At 33.7% G+C, this 19,275-nt stretch carries 11 protein-coding genes; 5 read left to right on the plus strand and 6 right to left on the minus strand.

Annotation, left to right across the window (positions count from 1 at the left end; all coding sequences use genetic code 11):
* Positions 1–141: 141 nt before the first annotated feature.
* The 5 genes from LJY17_RS04580 to lpdA all read right to left on the minus strand — a co-directional run bounded on the left by LJY17_RS04580 (position 142) and on the right by lpdA (position 6,432).
* A complete protein-coding gene (locus LJY17_RS04580) occupies positions 142–2,361 on the minus strand; it encodes a M20/M25/M40 family metallo-hydrolase (protein WP_264542675.1) in 2,220 nt (739 codons plus the stop codon).
* Between the two features lie 12 nt (positions 2,362–2,373).
* On the minus strand, positions 2,374–3,348 hold the full coding sequence (locus LJY17_RS04585; protein ID WP_264542676.1) for an MlaD family protein: 975 nt from the start codon (positions 3,346–3,348) through the stop codon (positions 2,374–2,376).
* A gap of 6 nt (positions 3,349–3,354) precedes the next feature.
* On the minus strand, positions 3,355–4,077 hold the full coding sequence (locus LJY17_RS04590; RefSeq protein WP_264542677.1) for an ABC transporter ATP-binding protein: 723 nt from the start codon (positions 4,075–4,077) through the stop codon (positions 3,355–3,357).
* Between the two features lie 17 nt (positions 4,078–4,094).
* Positions 4,095–4,871, minus strand: a complete 777-nt coding sequence (locus LJY17_RS04595; protein ID WP_338441974.1) for an ABC transporter permease — start codon at positions 4,869–4,871, stop codon at positions 4,095–4,097.
* 172 nt (positions 4,872–5,043) lie between these two features.
* On the minus strand, positions 5,044–6,432 hold the full coding sequence (lpdA, locus tag LJY17_RS04600; protein ID WP_264542679.1) for a dihydrolipoyl dehydrogenase: 1,389 nt from the start codon (positions 6,430–6,432) through the stop codon (positions 5,044–5,046).
* 250 nt (positions 6,433–6,682) lie between these two features.
* Between lpdA and LJY17_RS04605 the strand changes: the two genes are divergently transcribed.
* The 5 genes from LJY17_RS04605 to purL all read left to right on the plus strand — a co-directional run bounded on the left by LJY17_RS04605 (position 6,683) and on the right by purL (position 16,896).
* On the plus strand, positions 6,683–7,897 hold the full coding sequence (locus LJY17_RS04605) for an RsmB/NOP family class I SAM-dependent RNA methyltransferase (protein ID WP_264542680.1): 1,215 nt from the start codon (positions 6,683–6,685) through the stop codon (positions 7,895–7,897).
* 111 nt (positions 7,898–8,008) lie between these two features.
* Complete coding sequence (locus LJY17_RS04610) at positions 8,009–9,115, plus strand: endonuclease (protein ID WP_264542681.1); 1,107 nt, start codon at positions 8,009–8,011, stop codon at positions 9,113–9,115.
* A 66-nt stretch (positions 9,116–9,181) separates the two neighbouring features.
* Positions 9,182–10,963 (plus strand): endonuclease, encoded by a 1,782-nt coding sequence (locus LJY17_RS04615; protein ID WP_264542682.1) that lies wholly within the window; start codon positions 9,182–9,184, stop codon positions 10,961–10,963.
* A 330-nt stretch (positions 10,964–11,293) separates the two neighbouring features.
* Positions 11,294–13,129, plus strand: a complete 1,836-nt coding sequence (locus LJY17_RS04620) for an endonuclease (RefSeq protein WP_264542683.1) — start codon at positions 11,294–11,296, stop codon at positions 13,127–13,129.
* Positions 13,130–13,227: 98 nt separating this feature from the next.
* On the plus strand, positions 13,228–16,896 hold the full coding sequence (purL, locus tag LJY17_RS04625) for a phosphoribosylformylglycinamidine synthase (RefSeq protein WP_264542684.1): 3,669 nt from the start codon (positions 13,228–13,230) through the stop codon (positions 16,894–16,896).
* A 25-nt stretch (positions 16,897–16,921) separates the two neighbouring features.
* On the opposite strand, the gene LJY17_RS04630 is transcribed toward purL, so the two are convergent.
* Positions 16,922–19,165 carry a tetratricopeptide repeat-containing hybrid sensor histidine kinase/response regulator gene (locus LJY17_RS04630; RefSeq protein ID WP_264542685.1) on the minus strand — a complete coding sequence of 748 codons (2,244 nt, stop codon included), beginning with the start codon at positions 19,163–19,165 and terminating at the stop codon, positions 16,922–16,924.
* Positions 19,166–19,275 lie beyond the last annotated feature (110 nt).

Genomic DNA, 19,275 nt, shown 5'->3' on the forward strand with positions numbered 1-19,275 from the left:
GATTCTAACTGCAGAAAAATATTTTGAATCGAGATTACTTGAATTTAACACCTTAGTGCCATATTATAAATTGATTAATTTTTTAAATCTGTAATTTTACGTACGATGCTTTAAAAAGTTACATTTTAAATAAAAAGATTTTTAAAACTTAACCATAACTTTCATCTCCTTTTCATTTCTAACAATGATTACTTCCTTTTCGTCACCAGAATTTAGTTTTGAAAGACAATCCATATAACTATAAACTTCCTTGATAACACAGTCTCCAATTTTAGTTATAATATCTCCTTGTAAAATCCCAGCTGTATGTGCCGGACGGTTTTCCGTTACACCATCAACATGCAGACCGTCTCCATGATCCGTATAATCGGGCATAATACCCAATGTTACTTTATATTTGGGAACTTTTTTATCTGAAGTTATTTTAGTTTTTGTGAATTCAACCTTATCTAAGTCGGCAATAGCATTTATAGATCTAAAAACATAGTTTACCACATTTTCAACTCCATAATAATTGATTTTATCTTCATCATCACTTGGTTTATGATAGTCAGAATGAGTTCCAGTAAAGAAAAATAGCACTGGAATATCTTTTAAATAAAAGGAAGCATGATCTGAAGGACCTATTCCACTCATTTCCTGTGTTACAGAAAAACCTGCTGGTTTATTTTTTTCAATTATATCAGAAAACTTAGGAGATGTTCCTACTCCACTTATAATTAATGATTTTTTATCATCCAAACGACCAATCATATCCATATTAATCATAGCAATGGTATTAGGATACAACTCTTTAATAGTTTTTGCTAATTCTTTTGAACCTATCAAACCATCTTCTTCACCAGAAAATAAAGCAAAAACAAAATTTACATTTTCTTTTGACTTATTTTGAGAATACATACGTGCCAATTCTAAAACACCAGCAACTCCCGAAGCATTATCATCTGCACCATTGTGAATTTCACCTTCTGAATTCATTTTAGTAGAATGATGATGTTCATTCAAACCTAAATGATCATAGTGTGCACCTATAACAATTGTTTTTTTAGCTCCATTATCTAAATATGCTATGACATTAGTTCCTTTATTTAATTTTCCTTGCGAAATAGTATCGTGTGGATTCAATCGTATAGAATATGTGAATGGATGCAAAAATTTTCCATTAAATGGTTTTAATTTCAATTTTTTCAATTCGCTTACAATATAATTTGCAGCCAGCTCCTCTCCTTTTGAACCTGTTAAGCGACCTTTCAATTCATCTGAGGCTAAATATGTAATATGTTTCTTTAAATTATTTGTTTTAGCATATTCGTTTTCATCAATCTCTACCCAATCAGCAATAAAAACATTTGTCTCTCTTGGTTTACTTTGTTGACGATTACTTGAGAAAACAAGTTTCTTACCATCAGGAGAAAACATTGGAAAAGCATTAAATTCACTTTCATAAGTAATTTGTTTTAAACCCGTTCCATCAGTATTAATCATATACAATTGAAAATCATAACCTCTGGTAGCATGATGATTTGACGAGAAAATAATTTTTTTATCTGAAGAATGAAAGAAGGGAGCCCAATTGGCTTTTCCTAAATTAGTAATTTGTTTTAAATCAGTTCCATCAACATTACAAGTATAGATTTCCATACTTGTTGGTGCTACCAAATTTTCTGCTAATAATTCTTTATACTCTTTTATTTCAGCTTCTGTTTTTGGTCTAGAAGATCTAAAAACCAATTTTTTACTATCATGAGAAAAGAAACATCCGCCATCATACCCTAAACCAGAAGTTATCTGCTTCACATTTGAACCATCAATATTCATGGTGTAAATTTCGAGATCACCTGAACGCACACTTGTAAAAGCAATTTTTTTACCGTCTGGAGAAACTACTGCTTCTGCATCATATCCTGGAGAATCTGTTAACTGCTTGATAATTTTTGCATTTAAGTCAGCCATAAAAATGTCAAACTCTGGATAAATTGCCCATAAATACTTTCCATCTTTTGGTTTTGGAGGTGCTGGACAAGCTTCATTTTTATGATGAGTTGAAGCATAAATAATATGTTTACCATCAGGCATAAAATAAGAACACGTAGTTCTTCCTTTTCCTGTAGAAATCAATTTTAAAGCCTTACTATCAGTTATAGGTTGTGATAAGTTTAAAGAATAAATTTGATCACATTGTGTTCCAATTTCTGGATTGGTAACTTGAAGTGTCAACATTTGACCATTTGGACTAAAATAGGCTTCGGCATTATCGCCTCCAAAAGTTAGTTTCTTTATGTTTTTTAAATTTCTTTCCTGTGCATTACTTATTAAAGTCGATAGTAAAATAACAATTGGTAAAAATCTGGCTGGGTTCATTTTGTAATTGTTTTATTTATTCTTTATGTTTTTCTTTTTCTCCTGTTTTTTAAAATAACCCCTCAGCAAAAAGTTATGTTTGAGAGCTTCTAAATTTTGATTTAACAGTAAACTTGCAGAATTTATATTAATCATTGTTGAATCTATTTTTTTGACCAAATCAGGATTATTAGAAAGATAATTAATAGCACCTTTCCCTTCTTTCATGTTTGTAATCGTCCCATTTAAATTATTCACGACTGCATTAATTTCTGAGGATGATTTTTCAAGATTTGTCACTATTGATTTCATTTTATTAGCTACAGCCGTATCTTTTATTACACCTACAACGTTGTCTTTATCATCCAAAGATGTTATCAAAACATTTATTTTTTTAACTGTCTCTGATGTTTCTTTACTTGTAGTTTTTAGATAAAACAAAGTCTGTTTTAAGTCATTTGCCATATCAGTATCATGAACCAAAAGTCCTAATGTTCCTTGCCCTTTTGTAATTTCATGGGTAATTTTCAATAAATCTGCTGTAATTAAAGCAGCATTATTATTTGATATACTTAGAGTGTTTATTAAGTCGTTGGTTCTTATTTTCCTTATAGTAACAATTGTGTCACCTGATTCCACTAATGTATCATCCCCTTTTGCAGGAAGTATATTAACAACCATATTTCCTACCAATCCATCTGAACCAATTGATGCTATAGCACTCTTTTTAATATGAGTGAACGCCTCATTATTGATGTGCATTGAAATACATATTGAAGTATCAGTGATAATTTTTATTTCTCTTACTGTACCAATATTAATTCCTGAATATCTTACATTGTTGCCTATTTGCAATCCTGCGGCATCATTAAAAACTGCATGCAACTGTTTTGTTTTACTAAAAAAAAGCTGCTTGCTTCCAATAAAATATATAGCTGCAATAAATATGACTGTCCCTGCAATCACAAAAATGCCTAATTTAAACTTCTGCGTAAATGTTTTTTCCATAATTCCCTATTTAAAAAAGGCTTGTACATTTTCATCTTTAGATGATGCCAACTCATTAAAAGTTCCTTCGGCATAATTAATACCATCAATAAGTAAAATCATTCTGTCTGCGGTTACTCTGGCACAATCCACATCATGAGTAATTATTAAAGATGATGTTTTATATTTTTCTTGAATTGATTTCATTAGCATTATAATTTCTTTGGAAGTAATAGGATCCAAACCAGTTGTAGGTTCATCATACAAAATTATTTTTGGCTGTAAAATTAAAGTCCGTGCCAAAGCTATTCTCCTTTTCATTCCTCCGGAAAGTTCATTGGGCATTAAGTCGATAGCTTTTGCCAGACCCACGTTCTCCAAAGCCTCCATTACCAAAGGTGTTGTATCTTCAATAACTCCAAACTTTTTGGTATGTCTCCTTAATGGAAATTCCAAATTCTCTCTAACTGACATGGAATCATACAAAGCACTTCCTTGAAACAGAAATCCAATTTCGGTTCTTAATTCGTCCCATTGCTCTTGAGTAAGTGAAGAAATATCATTCCCCATCACATTAATACTTCCGCTGTCTATTGTCTCGAGACCAATGACGCATTTTATCATAACCGATTTCCCTGAACCCGATTTTCCCATGATAACCACATTCTCTCCTTCATACAAATCCATGGAAAAACCATTGAGGACAGCATTATCTCCAAATTTTTTATGCAGATTTTTTATTTCTATCATAATTTTTCTATCCATAACTAAATAAAGATATTGGTTATTAAAACTACAATAAAATCAATAACAAAAAGCAACATGGAGGTATATACCACCGCAGAATTTGCCGCGAGACCAACACCTACAGTTCCTTTTTTACAATTATATCCTTTATAGCAACCCACTAAACCTATAGCAAAACCAAAAAAGAAACTCTTTACAATTGCAGGAAACAAATCAGAAAATTCTAAATTATTGAAAACTTGATTAAAATATAGCAAAAAGGAAACATTCCCTTTGGTATTTTCAACTAAATAAGAGCCAAAAATTGCAATAGTATCCCCACACAACACAAGCAATGGTAGCATTAAAGTGGTAGCTAAAATTCGGGTTACTACTAGATATTTAAAAGGATTTGTTCCAGAAACTTCCATAGCATCAATTTGCTCAGTAACCCTCATAGAACCTATCTCGGCACCAATACCAGAGCCTATTTTACCAGCGCAGATTAATCCAGTTATGATAGGTCCTATCTCTCTTATTATTGAAATACTAACCATAGAAGGCATCCAAGAAACAGCTCCAAATTCTTCTAATGTAGGTCTTGATTGTAAGGTAAAAACTAAACCTATGATAAAACCAGTAACTAAAACTAATGTCAATGACTTATTACCTATATTATAACATTGCTTCAATAACTCATTGAATTCATAAGGACTTTTAAATACTTCTTTGAAAAAACGGATGGAAAAAAATGTAAGATCACCTATTTCAGCAAGAAATGCTTTGAATGAATCTATCATTGGCCTAAATACATCCATAGAAGATATACGAATTAAGTGATTTACTCAAATTTACGATTCTTATATTTAAAAAATAATTAAAATCGTACAAAAGTTATAAAATATATAACAAAATAAAAAATCCGTTTTGTTTACACAAAACGGATTCATATCTAAGAAGTCTAAAAATCAGACTTTCAAATAATTTAAATTACAAGTGAATTACTTCACCATAAGCGTCAGCAACTGCTTCCATAACTGCCTCACTCATTGTAGGGTGTGGATGAACTGCTTTTAAGATTTCGTGACCTGTAGTTTCTAATTTACGTGCTACAACTGCTTCAGCAATCATATCTGTAACACCAGCTCCAATCATGTGACAACCCAACCACTCTCCGTATTTCGCATCAAAAATAACTTTTACGAAACCATCAGGAGTTCCTGCAGCTTTAGCTTTTCCAGAAGCTGAGAATGGGAACTTACCAATTTTCAATTCGTATCCTTTTTCTTTAGCCGCTTTTTCTGTTAAACCAACAGACGCAATTTCAGGAGTAGCATAGGTACAACCAGGAATGTTTCCATAATCTAATGGTTCAACATGTAAACCTGCGATTTTTTCAACACATAAAATTCCTTCAGCAGAAGCAACGTGAGCCAAAGCCTGTCCCGGAGTAACGTCACCAATAGCGTAGTAACCAGGAACGTTAGTTTGATAATATGAATTAACTAAGATTTTATCTTTGTCTGTAGCAATACCAGTTTCTTCTAAACCAATATTTTCGATGTTTGTTTTGATACCTACAGCAGAAAGAACGATATCTGCTTCAAGAATTTCTTCTCCTTTAGCTGTTTTAACTGTAGCTTTCACTCCTGCTCCAGTTGTATCTACTTTTTCAACAGATGCGTTTGTCATTACATTGATACCAGCTTTCTTTAAAGAACGCTCAAATTGTTTTGAGATATCTTCGTCTTCAACAGGTACTACATTTGGCATAAACTCAACGATAGTAACTTCTGTTCCCATAGAATTATAGAAGTGAGCAAACTCAACTCCAATAGCTCCAGAACCTACAACAATCATTTTCTTAGGTTGCTCAGGTAATACCATTGCTTGACGGTATCCTATTACTTTTTTACCATCTTGAGGTAAATTAGGTAATTCTCTTGAACGTGCACCAGTAGCAATGATAATATGATCCGCAGAATATTCAGTTACTTTACCATCTGCAGCAGTAACATCAACTTTCTTGCCCGGTTTCACTTTCCCAAAACCATCAATAACGTCAATTTTATTTTTCTTCATTAAGAACTGAACACCTTTGCTCATTCCTTCCGCAACACCACGAGAACGTGCAATTACTGCTCCAAAGTCTTTATCAACATTGTCTACTTTTAAACCATAATCAGAAGCATGCTTTAGGTAATCAAAAACCTGTGCAGATTTTAATAATGCTTTCGTTGGGATACATCCCCAGTTCAAACAAATTCCACCAAGATTTTCTTTTTCAATAACGGCAACTTTAAAGCCTAATTGTGATGCTCTAATGGCAGTTACATAACCACCAGGACCACTTCCTAAAACAATAATATCGTATTTCATAACGTAAAATTTTCTAAATTTCAGAGCACGAAAATACATAATAAATATAGAGTACTCAAATATTCTATTAATTATTTGGGCGTTACCCTTCGGGTCACGTGTTCCGCGCTACATGGTAGCTTGCTTCACCCGTTAACGCATTTAAAATGAAGGCTCCATCATAATTAAACTTTGATAATTAAAAAAACTTCTAACTTCTAACTCCTAACTTCCAACTTTATACTATCTTTGCACGCTCAAAATTAACATCATGCGATTACATAGAAACTTGGTTTACACAACAATAGACTCTTTAAATGCCATTTTTAACGAAGGTGAATATGCTGATAAAGTGGTGGCCCGCGCTTTAAAAAAAGACAAACGTTGGGGAAGTGCGGACCGTAAGTTTGTCGCTGAAACCATCTATGAAATTGTACGTTGGAAACGTTTATATGCTGAAATTGCTGAAGTAAAAGAACCTTTTGATCGCGATAACTTATGGAGAATGTTTGCTTCATGGGCTGTTCTGAGAGGTTATCAAATTCCTGATTGGACTCAGTTACAAGGAACTCCAGAACGCAAAATCAAAGGGCGTTTTGATGAATTATCAAAAAACAGAGCTATCAAAGAATCTATTCCTGATTGGATGGATGAATTAGGTGTAAAAGAATTAGGTGAAGCTGTTTGGAATAAAGAAATAAAAGCTCAAAACGAACAGGCAAAGGTTATTTTACGTGTTAACACTTTAAAAATTTCTCCAGATAAATTGCGTTCACGTTTAATGGATGCAAATATCGAAACTGAATATATCAAAAATCAACCTCAAGCCTTGGTTTTAAAAGAGCGTGCTAATGTTTTTCTTACACAAGAATTCAAAGACGGTTTATTTGAGGTACAAGATGCTTCTTCACAATTAGTAGCACCATTATTAGATGTTAAACCAGGAATGCGTGTTGTAGATACTTGTGCAGGTGCAGGTGGAAAAACATTGCATTTGGCTTCTATTATGGAAAACAAAGGGCAATTAATTGCTTTAGATTTATACGAAAGTAAATTAAACCAGTTAAAATTACGTGCTCGTCGCAATGGGGTTCACAACATAGAAACTCGTGTTATTGAAAGTTCAAAAACCATCAAAAAACTTCATGAAAAAGCGGACAGGGTTTTAATTGATGCACCTTGTAGCGGTTTAGGTGTTTTAAAACGTAATCCAGACAGTAAATGGAAATTACAACCTGAATTCATTGAAAATATCAAAAAAATTCAGGCAGAAGTTTTAGAAAATTATTCTAAAATTGTGAAACCAGGAGGAAAACTTGTTTATGCCACTTGCTCAGTCTTACCCTCTGAAAATCAAGAACAAATACAACGCTTTTTAACTACTGAAAGCGGAAAAAACTTTACCTTTGTAGAAGATCATAAGATTCTTGCACATGAATCTGGCTACGATGGATTTTATATGGCTTTATTAGAAAGAAAGCAATAAAAAATAACTAAAGACTTCCAAAAACTATTTTTTTACAATTTGCTAATTGTAAGCAGGTAATTACGCTTTATTACTAACCAAATTCTAACCTCAATTTAAAATAATAATAGTATGAAAAAAATCTACTTTTTAACTAGTTTGCTATGCTCTTTAATAGCATTTTCTCAAAATGGAGCACCAGCTGCACCTTATTATAATGGGTTCAATTGGACTTTGACAGGTCAAAATCTAAAAAATGCTTTGTCCACAAAAATCATTAACACACACACAAACTTTTTATCTTACACACCTGGTATTTGGGAAGCTTCTAAAATAACTGACTTGGATCCTAATGATGCAACAAATACTAACGTATTATTACTTTATGGATTTAGCAATAATATGTGTCCTGCATCTACAGCTGACGATAACGATCACAGACGTAGAAATAAAGATTCAAACGGAGGGAATAATTCATGTGAATGGAACAGAGAGCACGTTTACGCTAAATCTTTAGGTACGCCTCCTTTAGATGATGCCGCACCAAGTGATGCTGGTGAAGATGCACATCATTTAAGAGCTGCCGATGTACAAAGAAACGCAAACAGAGGAAACAGAAAATTTGCAACAGGATCAGGTAATTCAGGTAATGTAGGAGGTGACTGGTATCCAGGAGATGAATGGAAAGGTGATGTCGCTCGTATGATGATGTATATGTATTTAAGATATCCAACTCAATGTTTACCAATAAATGTTGGTACAGGAGCTACAGTTGCTGGAGATACAAACATGATTAATCTTTTTTTACAATGGAATGCAGAAGATCCTGTTTCTCAATATGAAGACAACAGAAACACTTATCATGATTCAAACGGAACATATGCACAAGGTAACAGAAACCCTTTTATTGACAATCCTTACTTGGCCACTGTAATTTGGGGAGGTATTGCTGCACAAAATCGTTGGCCTGCAATATTCCTTTCTACTGATGAATTTGTTGCATTGGAAAGAACGACAGTTTATCCAAATCCTTCAAATGATAACACAATTACTATTTCATCAGAGGTAGATTTGGACAAAATTGAAGTCATCAATTTAAACGGACAATTGATACAAATCATCAAGGATTTATCCAATAACCAGAAAAGTACTACAATAAATAATTTACCGCAAGGCCTTTATTTACTGAAACTTTCATCAGGTAATGCCGTCTCAACTAAAAAAATAATTATAAACTAATTGTTTTCCTAAGTTTTTTAATAGATTTGTCGCCCCAATCCTAAAAAAAATAAAACTTAAACGTTTATGAAACAGAAAATTACTTTTCTTTTATTATTAATTACATGCATTTCATTTGCACAAATTCCATCGGGATATTACAATACTGCAACAGGAACTGGTGCTGTTTTAAAAACTCAATTGTACAATATCATTAAAGGTCATACCAATAATGGATATGATGGGCTTTATACAACTTATCAAACCTCAGATATTGATAATTATTACGAAAATGATGGAACAATAATGGACATGTATTCTGAACGTCCAACCGCTGCTGATCCTTATAACTACAGTTCAGGTTCAACTCAGAGATGTGGAAATTATAGCTCTGAAGGAGATTGCTATAATAGAGAACATATAATACCTCAATCAACTTTCAATTCTGCAAATCCAATGGTAGCAGATGCACATTTCATTACTCCGACTGATGGAAAAGTTAATGGAATGAGAAGTAATTATCCACATGGCACTGTTTCAACTGCAACTTGGACTTCATTAAATGGAGGTAAATTAGGTAATAGTAGTGTTTCTGGATATACTGGTACTGTTTTTGAACCAATTAACGAGTTTAAAGGTGATATTGCACGTATGTATTTTTACTTTGTAACACGTTATGAAAATACAGTTGCGGGATATCCATACGCAGTTTTTAGTGGCAACACATACCCAGCCATAGATTCTTCGTTTCTTACAATGTTAATCAATTGGCACAATAATGATCCAGTTAGTGCATTTGAAATTAATAGAAATAATAAAATATATGCGAGACAAAATAATCGTAACCCATATATTGACCATCCTGAATATGTTGGTCTTGTTTGGGGAGCTGGAAGTTGCCCTGCAGATTCACAAGCTCCAACAGCTCCAACAGCACTAACAGTTGGGACAATAACTTCGTCATCTATTGTTCTTTCTTGGTCAGCAAGTACAGATAATACAGGTGTAACTAATTATGATATCTATATTGATGGGGTAAAATATGCTTCAAGTGGAGGAGCAACTTCAATTACAATCACTGGATTAAATCCTTCAACTTCATACTCAATATATGTAATTGCAAAAGACTGTCAAAATAACCTTTCAGGTCAAAGTAATGTAGTAAATCCTACAACTATTGCTGGACCTTCAGGTGGTTCAACTTGTGGTAACGAAACATTTGAAACCATTCCTGCAAGCTCATCTTCGTATGGAACGTATAACTGGACTAACGGCGGTGTTTCTTGGACATCAACTGATTCAAGAACAGATCAAACAATAAATACTAGAGCAATTATGGTAAGAAATGGTTCATTAACATCATCTGCCGTTCCTAATGGAGTTGGAGACTTGACCATTACAACGCAATTGAAATTTACTGGATCAGCTGGGACTTTTAATTTAAAAGTTAACGGAATAACAAAAGCAACTATACCTTACAGTGCAACAGTAAATACTGTTACAATTAGTGATATTAATGTGGATGGTAATGTAATAATCAGTTTAGATGGAAATAACACTACAACAAACCGTGTTGCAATTGATGACCTAACATGGACATGTTACACTGCTCTTCGAACTGATGATTTTAAAGATACAACTGATTTCAAAATTTATCCAAATCCATCGAATGGTAGTTTTAGAATAGATTATGATATAACAATTGGAAATATAGATGTTGAGATTTATTCAACTTTAGGTCAAAAAGTTTTCGAAAAGCAAAATATAAATAACAATATAATTTCAACAAACGGTTTACAAAATGGAATTTATTTAGTCAAAATCACTAAGGATTCAAAATCGATAGTAAAGAAAATTGTTATCAATTAATAAATAAATTAGCGGCTTGGCCGCTTTTTTTATGCCTTGTTAACAACAAAAAAACAGAAACATTTGTCATAATTAATTATTTAAAAAATAAGTTTAACTCAAATCAAAATAATTAAATTACTGATTTTCAATATATTGTTAATGAAATTGTTATTAACTAATATTTTAGCGGCTAACATGCCGCTATTTTTATATTTATTTTTCACAGAATTATAATCATCAATAAGATAACAAAAATTTAATATTCAACTAAAACCCAATGTAATTTGAAAAAATACTTTTACAGTATTTGAAAACAAAAAAACTAAACAAAAAAACTAAACAAAACAAATGAGAAAACAACTGCAAATACTAGTATTAATAATATCAGGGGGCATCTACGCGCAAGCACCTGCTGGATACTATAATTCTGCAACCGGTACTGGTTACACTTTAAAAACGCAATTATACAATATTATAAAAGGACATACTGATAGAGGATATGCTGGTCTTTGGACGACTTATCAGACTTCAGACAGAGACAATCAAAATGAAAACGACAACACAATCTTTGATTTATATTCAGAAAACCAATCCGGAAGTGATCCTTACAATTATACTTACAGTACAGACCAATGTGGTACTTACTCGATAGAAGGAGATTGTTATAATCGGGAGCACATGATTCCACAATCGGTTTTCAACTCAAACGCGCCAATGGTTTCAGATGCACACTTTATTCCTCCTACTGATGGTAAAGTAAACGGTATGCGTTCTGATTACCCACATGGAAACGTAGCTTCAGCTAGCTGGACTTCCCTTAACGGAAGTAAGTTGGGAACTAGCGCAGTTTCTGGTTACACTGGAACAGTGTTTGAACCTAATCCTGCTTTTAAAGGTGATATTGCTCGTATGTATTTTTATTTCGCTACACGCTACGAAAATGTTGTTGCTGGATATACATATCCAATGTTTAACAAAACAAGTAACCAAGTTTTCACTAATGCTTTTAGAGATATGCTTTTAGCTTGGCATGCTGCAGACCCTGTAAGTTCACGTGAAATTGCAAGAAATAATGCTATTTATGCAAGACAAGGGAATAGAAATCCTTTTATTGATAATCCAAATTATGTGAACATGATTTGGGGAGGTGGTACTCCAGATACAACAGCTCCGTCAATACCAACAAATTTACTATCATCAAACATTACTTCTACAACATTTACATTATCATGGACAGCTTCTACTGATAATGTTGGAGTTACTGGCTATGATGTTTATCAAAATGGTTCATTAAAAATCTCATTTTCAGGAACATCAGCTTCAATTAATGGCTTAACTGCATCAACTACGTATTCTTTTACTGTTAAAGCTAAAGATGTTGCAGGTAATGTTTCTGCTTCTAGCAACACATTAAATGTTACCACTTCTGGATCAACTCCAACTGTTACAGAACTGTATTTTTCTGAATACCTTGAAGGTTCTTCAAACAATAAAGCTCTGGAAATTACTAATGCAACTGGAACTTCAATAAATCTATCTGCATATAGTATAAAAAAGCAAACTAATGGAGCAGGTTCTTGGAGTACTGGTATAACACTATCAGGTAATTTAGCAAATAATGGTAAGTTTGTAATTGTAAATAGCTTAATTTCTTCAGCTTGTTATTCAACTTCAACGGCAAATTTATCAACATCAGCAACTGAAATGGCCTTTAACGGTAATGATGCTATAGGTTTATTCAAAAATGGAACTTTAATTGATATTATAGGAACTTTCAATGGTGGTACTGCAGATTTTTCAGTCGATGAAACATTGAGAAGAAAAACAACTGTGACCGTTCCAAAAACCACTTTCAGTAAAACCTCTGATTGGAATGTCTATGGTACTGATATTTGTTCTGGTTTAGGAAATAGAACAGGAAACGTAAATGACACAAAATTTACTAAAGAGAATAAAGAGATTACTATTTATCCAAATCCTTCTAATGGTAATTTTGAAGTTATTTTTGAAAAAGTAAATGCAAACACTAACATTGAAATTTACAATTTAATAGGAAAAAAAGTGTTTGAGAAAAAAGACATAACTACTCCTACTATACAAATCAATAATCTTACTCATGGAGTTTACCTAATTAATATCACTCAGGATAATGAAGTAATAACGAAAAAGATAATTGTTCAGTAATTTTCTTAAAAGCGACTAAAATTTTAGTCGCTTTTTTTATTTATTATTTCTTTTGAAATAATTAAATTTGCCACACAAAACACAACAACACACTTATAATGATTCATTTTTTTGGTAACTCAACCAACACTGTTTTTGCAGTTCAGACGCAAAACGAATTATCGACTGAAGACATCAACAAATTAAACTGGCTTTTTGGCAACGCACATAAAATAGAAAAATCCGCACTGTCGGATTTTTTTGTTGGACCCCGTGCCGCTATGGTGACGCCTTGGAGTACCAATGCCGTTGAAATCACTCAAAATATGGGGATTTCAGGAATCATCCGAATTGAGGAATTTGAAAAAACCACTTCCGATTTCACCGCTTTCGACCCGATGATTTCTCAAAAATATGCTGAATTAAATCAGGATATTTTCACCATCAATATTCAGCCGGAAGCGATTCTGGACATTGAAGATATTGCTACGTACAACAAACAGGAAGGTTTGGCTTTAAGCGACGAAGAAGTAGAATACCTTAATAATTTAGCGGTTAAAATCGGAAGAAAACTAACGGATTCTGAAGTTTTTGCGTTCTCACAAGCCAATTCAGAACACTGCCGTCACAAAATCTTCAACGGAACGTTTGTTGTGGATGGTGAAGAAAAACCGACTTCCCTATTCAAATTAATCAAGAAAACATCGGAGACCAATCCTAACGATATTGTTTCCGCTTATAAAGATAACGTAGCTTTCGTTAAAGGACCGAAAGTGACACAATTCGCACCAAAAAGTGCCGACAAACCTGATTTTTACCAGGAAAAAGAATTCGATTCGGTTCTTTCCTTAAAAGCGGAAACCCACAACTTTCCTACTACAGTTGAACCCTTCAGTGGCGCTGCAACGGGTTCGGGAGGAGAAATTCGTGACCGTTTAGCTGGAGGACAAGGTTCTTTGCCATTAGCAGGAACGGCGGTTTACATGACTTCTTATTCAAGATTGGAAGAAAACCGAGCTTGGGAAGAAGCTATGAACGAAAGACCTTGGTTGTACCAAACGCCAATGGACATCCTAATCAAAGCCTCTAACGGAGCTTCAGATTTCGGGAATAAATTCGGACAACCGTTAATTACAGGTTCTATTTTAACTTTCGAACACGAAGAAAACAACCGCAAAATAGGTTACGACAAAGTAATCATGCAAGCGGGCGGAATCGGATACGGAAAATTAGACCAAGCCATTAAAAAGAAACCACAGGAAGGCGATAAAATCGTAATTCTTGGTGGCGAAAACTATAGAATCGGGATGGGTGGTGCTGCGGTTTCTTCTTCAGATACCGGAGCTTTCGGTTCGGGAATCGAATTGAATGCGATTCAACGTTCCAACCCTGAAATGCAAAAACGTGCTGCCAACGCCATTCGTGGTTTGGTGGAAAGCGATAACAACCCTATCGTATCGATTCACGATCACGGTGCTGGTGGACACTTAAACTGTCTTTCAGAATTAGTGGAAGATACCGGAGGTTTAATCGATTTGGATAAATTACCTGTCGGCGACCCTACGCTATCCGCAAAAGAAATCATCGGAAACGAATCTCAGGAACGAATGGGATTGGTTATTGGTGAAAAAGACATTGATATCCTTCAGAAAATTGCCGACCGTGAGCGTTCTCCAATGTATCAGGTAGGTGATGTAACTGCGGATCATCGTTTTACGTTTGAATCCAAAACAACCGGCGCAAAACCAATGGATTATGCGTTGGAAGATTTCTTCGGAAGTTCGCCAAAAACCATCATGACCGACAAAACGGTTGCGACAAATTACTCGGATTTACACTATGCAACAGAAAATATTCCAACCTATTTAAACCAAGTATTGCAATTAGAAGCGGTTGCTTGTAAAGACTGGTTAACCAACAAAGTAGACCGTTGTGTGGGCGGACGCGTTGCCAAGCAACAATGTGCCGGACCGTTACAATTGCCGTTGAACAACGTTGGAGTTATGGCGTTGGATTTCAAAGGAAAAGAAGGAATTGCGACCTCTATTGGCCACTCGCCTATTGCTGCTTTGGTGGATCCGGTTGCGGGTTCCAGAACAGCGATTGCCGAGGCATTGTCCAATATCGTTTGGGCGCCGTTGAAAGACAATTTAAAATCGGTTTCGCTTTCCGCCAACTGGATGTGGGCTTGTAAAAACGAAGGCGAAGATGCAAGATTATACGAAGCGGTTAAAGGCTGTTCGGATTTTGCGATCGAATTGGGTATCAACATTCCAACCGGAAAAGATTCGCTTTCGATGAAACAGAAATATCCGAACGATGAAGTGATTGCACCGGGAACGGTTATCATTTCGGCAGCCGGAAACTGTTCGAACATTACTAAAGTGGTGGAACCTGTTTTGAAAAGAAACGGCGGAAACATTTACTATATCAATTTATCTCAGGATACCTTCAAATTAGGAGGTTCTTCTTTCGCACAGGTTTTGAATAAAATCGGAAATGAAGTGCCAACGATTAAAAATGCGGAATATTTCAAAAAGGCATTCAACGTTTTACAGGATTTAATTAAAGAGCGTAAAATTCAGGCCGGACACGATATCGGAAGCGGTGGTTTAATCACAACTTTATTGGAAATGTGTTTTGCCGACGTAAAATTAGGCGCTTCGTTTGATTTGACTTCGTTAGGCGAAAAAGACACGGTTAAAGCGTTATTCAACGAAAATATCGGTGTGGTTTTCCAGGCGGACGCTTCAGTTGAGGCTGTTTTTGCTAAGAATAATATTGAAATCTTCAACATCGGTTCTGTAGTTGAAGGTGATGTGGTGACTTTCATCAATAACGACGATGCATTTACCTTAAGTGTTTCCAAATTAAGAGATACGTGGTTCAAAACATCTTTCCTTTTAGATTCAAAACAATCGAAAAACGGAATGGCAGCAGCCCGTTATGAAAACTATAAAAACCAGCCGTTAACTTACACTTTCCCTTCTCATTTTGACGGAAAAGCACCGGTTATCGATAATTCAAAACCAAGACCGAAAGCAGCTATCATCCGCGAAAAAGGAAGTAATTCCGAGCGTGAAATGGCGAATTCAATGTACTTGGCAGGATTTGACGTAAAAGACGTTCACATGACGGATTTGATTTCCGGTCGTGAGACTTTGGAAGACATTCAGTTCATCGGAGCAGTGGGTGGTTTCTCAAATTCAGATGTTTTAGGTTCTGCCAAAGGTTGGGCCGGAGCATTTTTGTACAACGAAAAAGCCAATACAGCACTGAAAAACTTCTTTAAAAGAGAAGATACTTTATCGGTCGGCATCTGTAATGGTTGTCAGTTGTTTATGGAATTGGAATTAATTAATCCGGAGCATGAAGTTCACGGAAAAATGCTACACAACAACTCGCACAAACACGAAAGTATCTTTACTTCGGTGACAGTTCAGAAAAACAATTCTGTTATGCTTTCATCGTTGGAAGGTACAACTTTAGGGGTTTGGGTTTCGCATGGTGAAGGTAAATTCAACTTACCTTATTCAGAAGATCAGTATGACATCGTTGGAAAATACGGTTACGAAGGCTATCCGGCGAATCCGAACGGTTCGGTTTTCAATACTGCGATGATGTGTGACAAAACCGGTCGCCATTTGGTAACGATGCCGCACATTGAACGTTCTACTTTCCCTTGGAACTGGGCGTATTATCCGGAGAACGGACAAAAAGACGAGGTAACGCCTTGGCATGAAGCTTTTGTGAATGCCCGCAAATGGATTGAAGAACAAAATAAATAAAAAAAGCACCTTAAAGGTGCTTTTTTTATTCGACCACAAATTGGAATATTGCATCATAAAGTTCTTCTACATTAACAGGTTTACTAAGCACCTTTTTTATGCTGGCCGCAACAAATAATTCCTTATTTATATCTTCAGAAATTGCAGTTAGAGCCACAATAGGGATATAGGGCTTTTTCTTTGAAATATAATCTGAAGCTTCAAATCCATCCATAATAGGCATCATAATATCCATTAAAACTAAGTCATAATCTTTTTCATCAACTTTTTTACAAGCTTCTAAACCATCATTAGCAATTTCACATTTATATCCTTTTCTTGTGATAATTCTTTGAGTAATTAACTGATTGGTCTTATTATCTTCGACCAATAAAATTGTAATTGTTGATGGATCTTTAATTTCTTTTTTGATTGTAACAGCATTTAAATCTTCTTGATATTTTTCAAAATCAAGTGAAAAAGATATTGTTGTTCCTTTATTAGGTTCAGAATCAATCAAAATCGTTTTATTAAATAATTCTAAAGTTTTTTTCACTAAAGTTAGACCTAGTCCCGAACCTCCATATTCATAATTGATTTTTTCAGATCCTTGAAAAAACAAATCATATATTTTTTCTTTTATCTCTTCATTGATTCCTATTCCTGCATCCTTAATTACAAACTGAATTTCAATTATTTTTTCATTTTGATTGATTTTATTTGCCTCAACAACAACATTACTATTTTTTGAGAATTTAAATGCATTATCAATCAAACTAAATAAGACCTGATATAATTTGGCTTCATCAAAAATTAATTTACTAGGAATACCGTCGTCATAAGTTAATGTAGCTGTGTTGTTATTAATTCTACTCTTTTTTACAGTCTCTAAGATTTTATTAAGCATTCCTTCGAGATTAACGACGTCTTTTTTGGGAACATAATCATTTTCTAAACTATCAATGACGTTAATTTCAATAATGTTACCAGATAAACTATATAACTTTTGTACAGAAGCTTGCAATTGGTCTATATTTTTTTCGTAATCGCTTTTATCCTCTTCCATCAAATGGAGTAAACCATTCAATGTATAAATAGGTGTTCGCAATTCGTGGGAAATAGTATCTAATAATTTTTTCTTAATACCTAATGCAGTTTCTAATTTAGAGTTTACTTTATGAAGCATTTCATTTTTTTCATTAAGTAATTTGTTAGTATAATTTTTGAATTTGGCATTACGGTATTGAAAATACAACAAAACCATTAGGGTTAAAATTGCAATGGGAAATATTATAAGCAGATAATTTTTATACTTTTCATTTTCACTCCTAAGCTTGTTTTCTTTAATAATAGATTGGAATTCAATATTTTTAATTTCTAATTCTCGTTTCTGGTTTAAAGAGTTATTCATTCTAACAATCCTATAAACCAAACGCTTTTTAAAATAATCACTGGCAATTCTTAAATTTTCTGCTGATTCTTTGTATTTACCCTGCTTTTCATAAAGTTTACCTAAAACCGAATAATAACGAGATTTTAAAAGAAAATCTTCATCATATTTTTGGAAAATAGTTGAGTATTTGGCTACTCTTAAATACTCTAAAGCTTTTTCAAATTGATTTAAATTATAATAACTTTCAGCAATGAGTAAATTAACTTCGGGTTGATCTAAATCACCACCAGTTTCTTTATTAATTTCTAAATATTTTAATCCATTGTATAATGTTTCTTTCCAATCTTCTTTCTTTAAATATAAAAGTGTGAGATTGTAATACATGTCGACTTGCTTTACTTTTGGAGCATATTTTTTTAGATATTGTTCTGCAAGTAAAGTATATTTTTCATCAAGCTTTTCATTTCCTTGTGAATTATAAAAAACTGCTAAATGTTCATAATACTCGCCCCTGATACAATTATTGTTGTGTTCACTTAGTACTTTCTCTGCCTTATCAAGAACTTTTTTACTCGTAGCATAATCGAATTTGGTAACATAATAGTATGATATCTCAAGATATAAATAAAGTAGTTGATCAAAATTTTGATTATCAATCAATTTCTTTTCTAATTCATTGACCATTTTTGATCCTAGCTGATAATGCTCATAATCATCAATATCTAATACTTTTCGAGCTTCTTCAAACTCTTTTAAAACTTTTGGATCAATTGCTGTTTGTTCTTGAGCGAGAACATAATTAGAAGTAAAAAAAACAACTACGATAAACCAACATGATAGCAACTTTGTTATCATTTTTGGATTCATTCCAAAATAAGCTGTAATTGTAAATTTCACTCTTAATTGATTATTTATAATGAATTTACAATAATAATTACTTGTAATCAAATTTATTAGTTTATCATACTCCTTTTCCCGATGTAGTTATCAGAAAACGCAATAATCAA

The organism is Flavobacterium hankyongi (genome assembly GCF_036840915.1).
GTDB lineage: Bacteria > Bacteroidota > Bacteroidia > Flavobacteriales > Flavobacteriaceae > Flavobacterium > Flavobacterium hankyongi.

Excerpts from the sequence above, each read along its gene's own strand:
- LJY17_RS04615 (WP_264542682.1), top strand. The coding sequence starts at position 9,182 with ATGAAACAGAAAATTACTTTTCTTTTATTATTAATTACATGCATTTCA.
- LJY17_RS04585 (WP_264542676.1), bottom strand. The coding sequence starts at position 3,348 with ATGGAAAAAACATTTACGCAGAAGTTTAAATTAGGCATTTTTGTGATT.
- LJY17_RS04590 (WP_264542677.1), bottom strand. The coding sequence starts at position 4,077 with ATGATAGAAATAAAAAATCTGCATAAAAAATTTGGAGATAATGCTGTC.
- LJY17_RS04610 (WP_264542681.1), top strand. The coding sequence starts at position 8,009 with ATGAAAAAAATCTACTTTTTAACTAGTTTGCTATGCTCTTTAATAGCA.
- lpdA (WP_264542679.1), bottom strand. The coding sequence starts at position 6,432 with ATGAAATACGATATTATTGTTTTAGGAAGTGGTCCTGGTGGTTATGTA.
- LJY17_RS04595 (WP_338441974.1), bottom strand. The coding sequence starts at position 4,871 with ATGGATGTATTTAGGCCAATGATAGATTCATTCAAAGCATTTCTTGCT.
- LJY17_RS04605 (WP_264542680.1), top strand. The coding sequence starts at position 6,683 with ATGCGATTACATAGAAACTTGGTTTACACAACAATAGACTCTTTAAAT.
- purL (WP_264542684.1), top strand. The coding sequence starts at position 13,228 with ATGATTCATTTTTTTGGTAACTCAACCAACACTGTTTTTGCAGTTCAG.
- LJY17_RS04620 (WP_264542683.1), top strand. The coding sequence starts at position 11,294 with ATGAGAAAACAACTGCAAATACTAGTATTAATAATATCAGGGGGCATC.
- LJY17_RS04580 (WP_264542675.1), bottom strand. The coding sequence starts at position 2,361 with ATGAACCCAGCCAGATTTTTACCAATTGTTATTTTACTATCGACTTTA.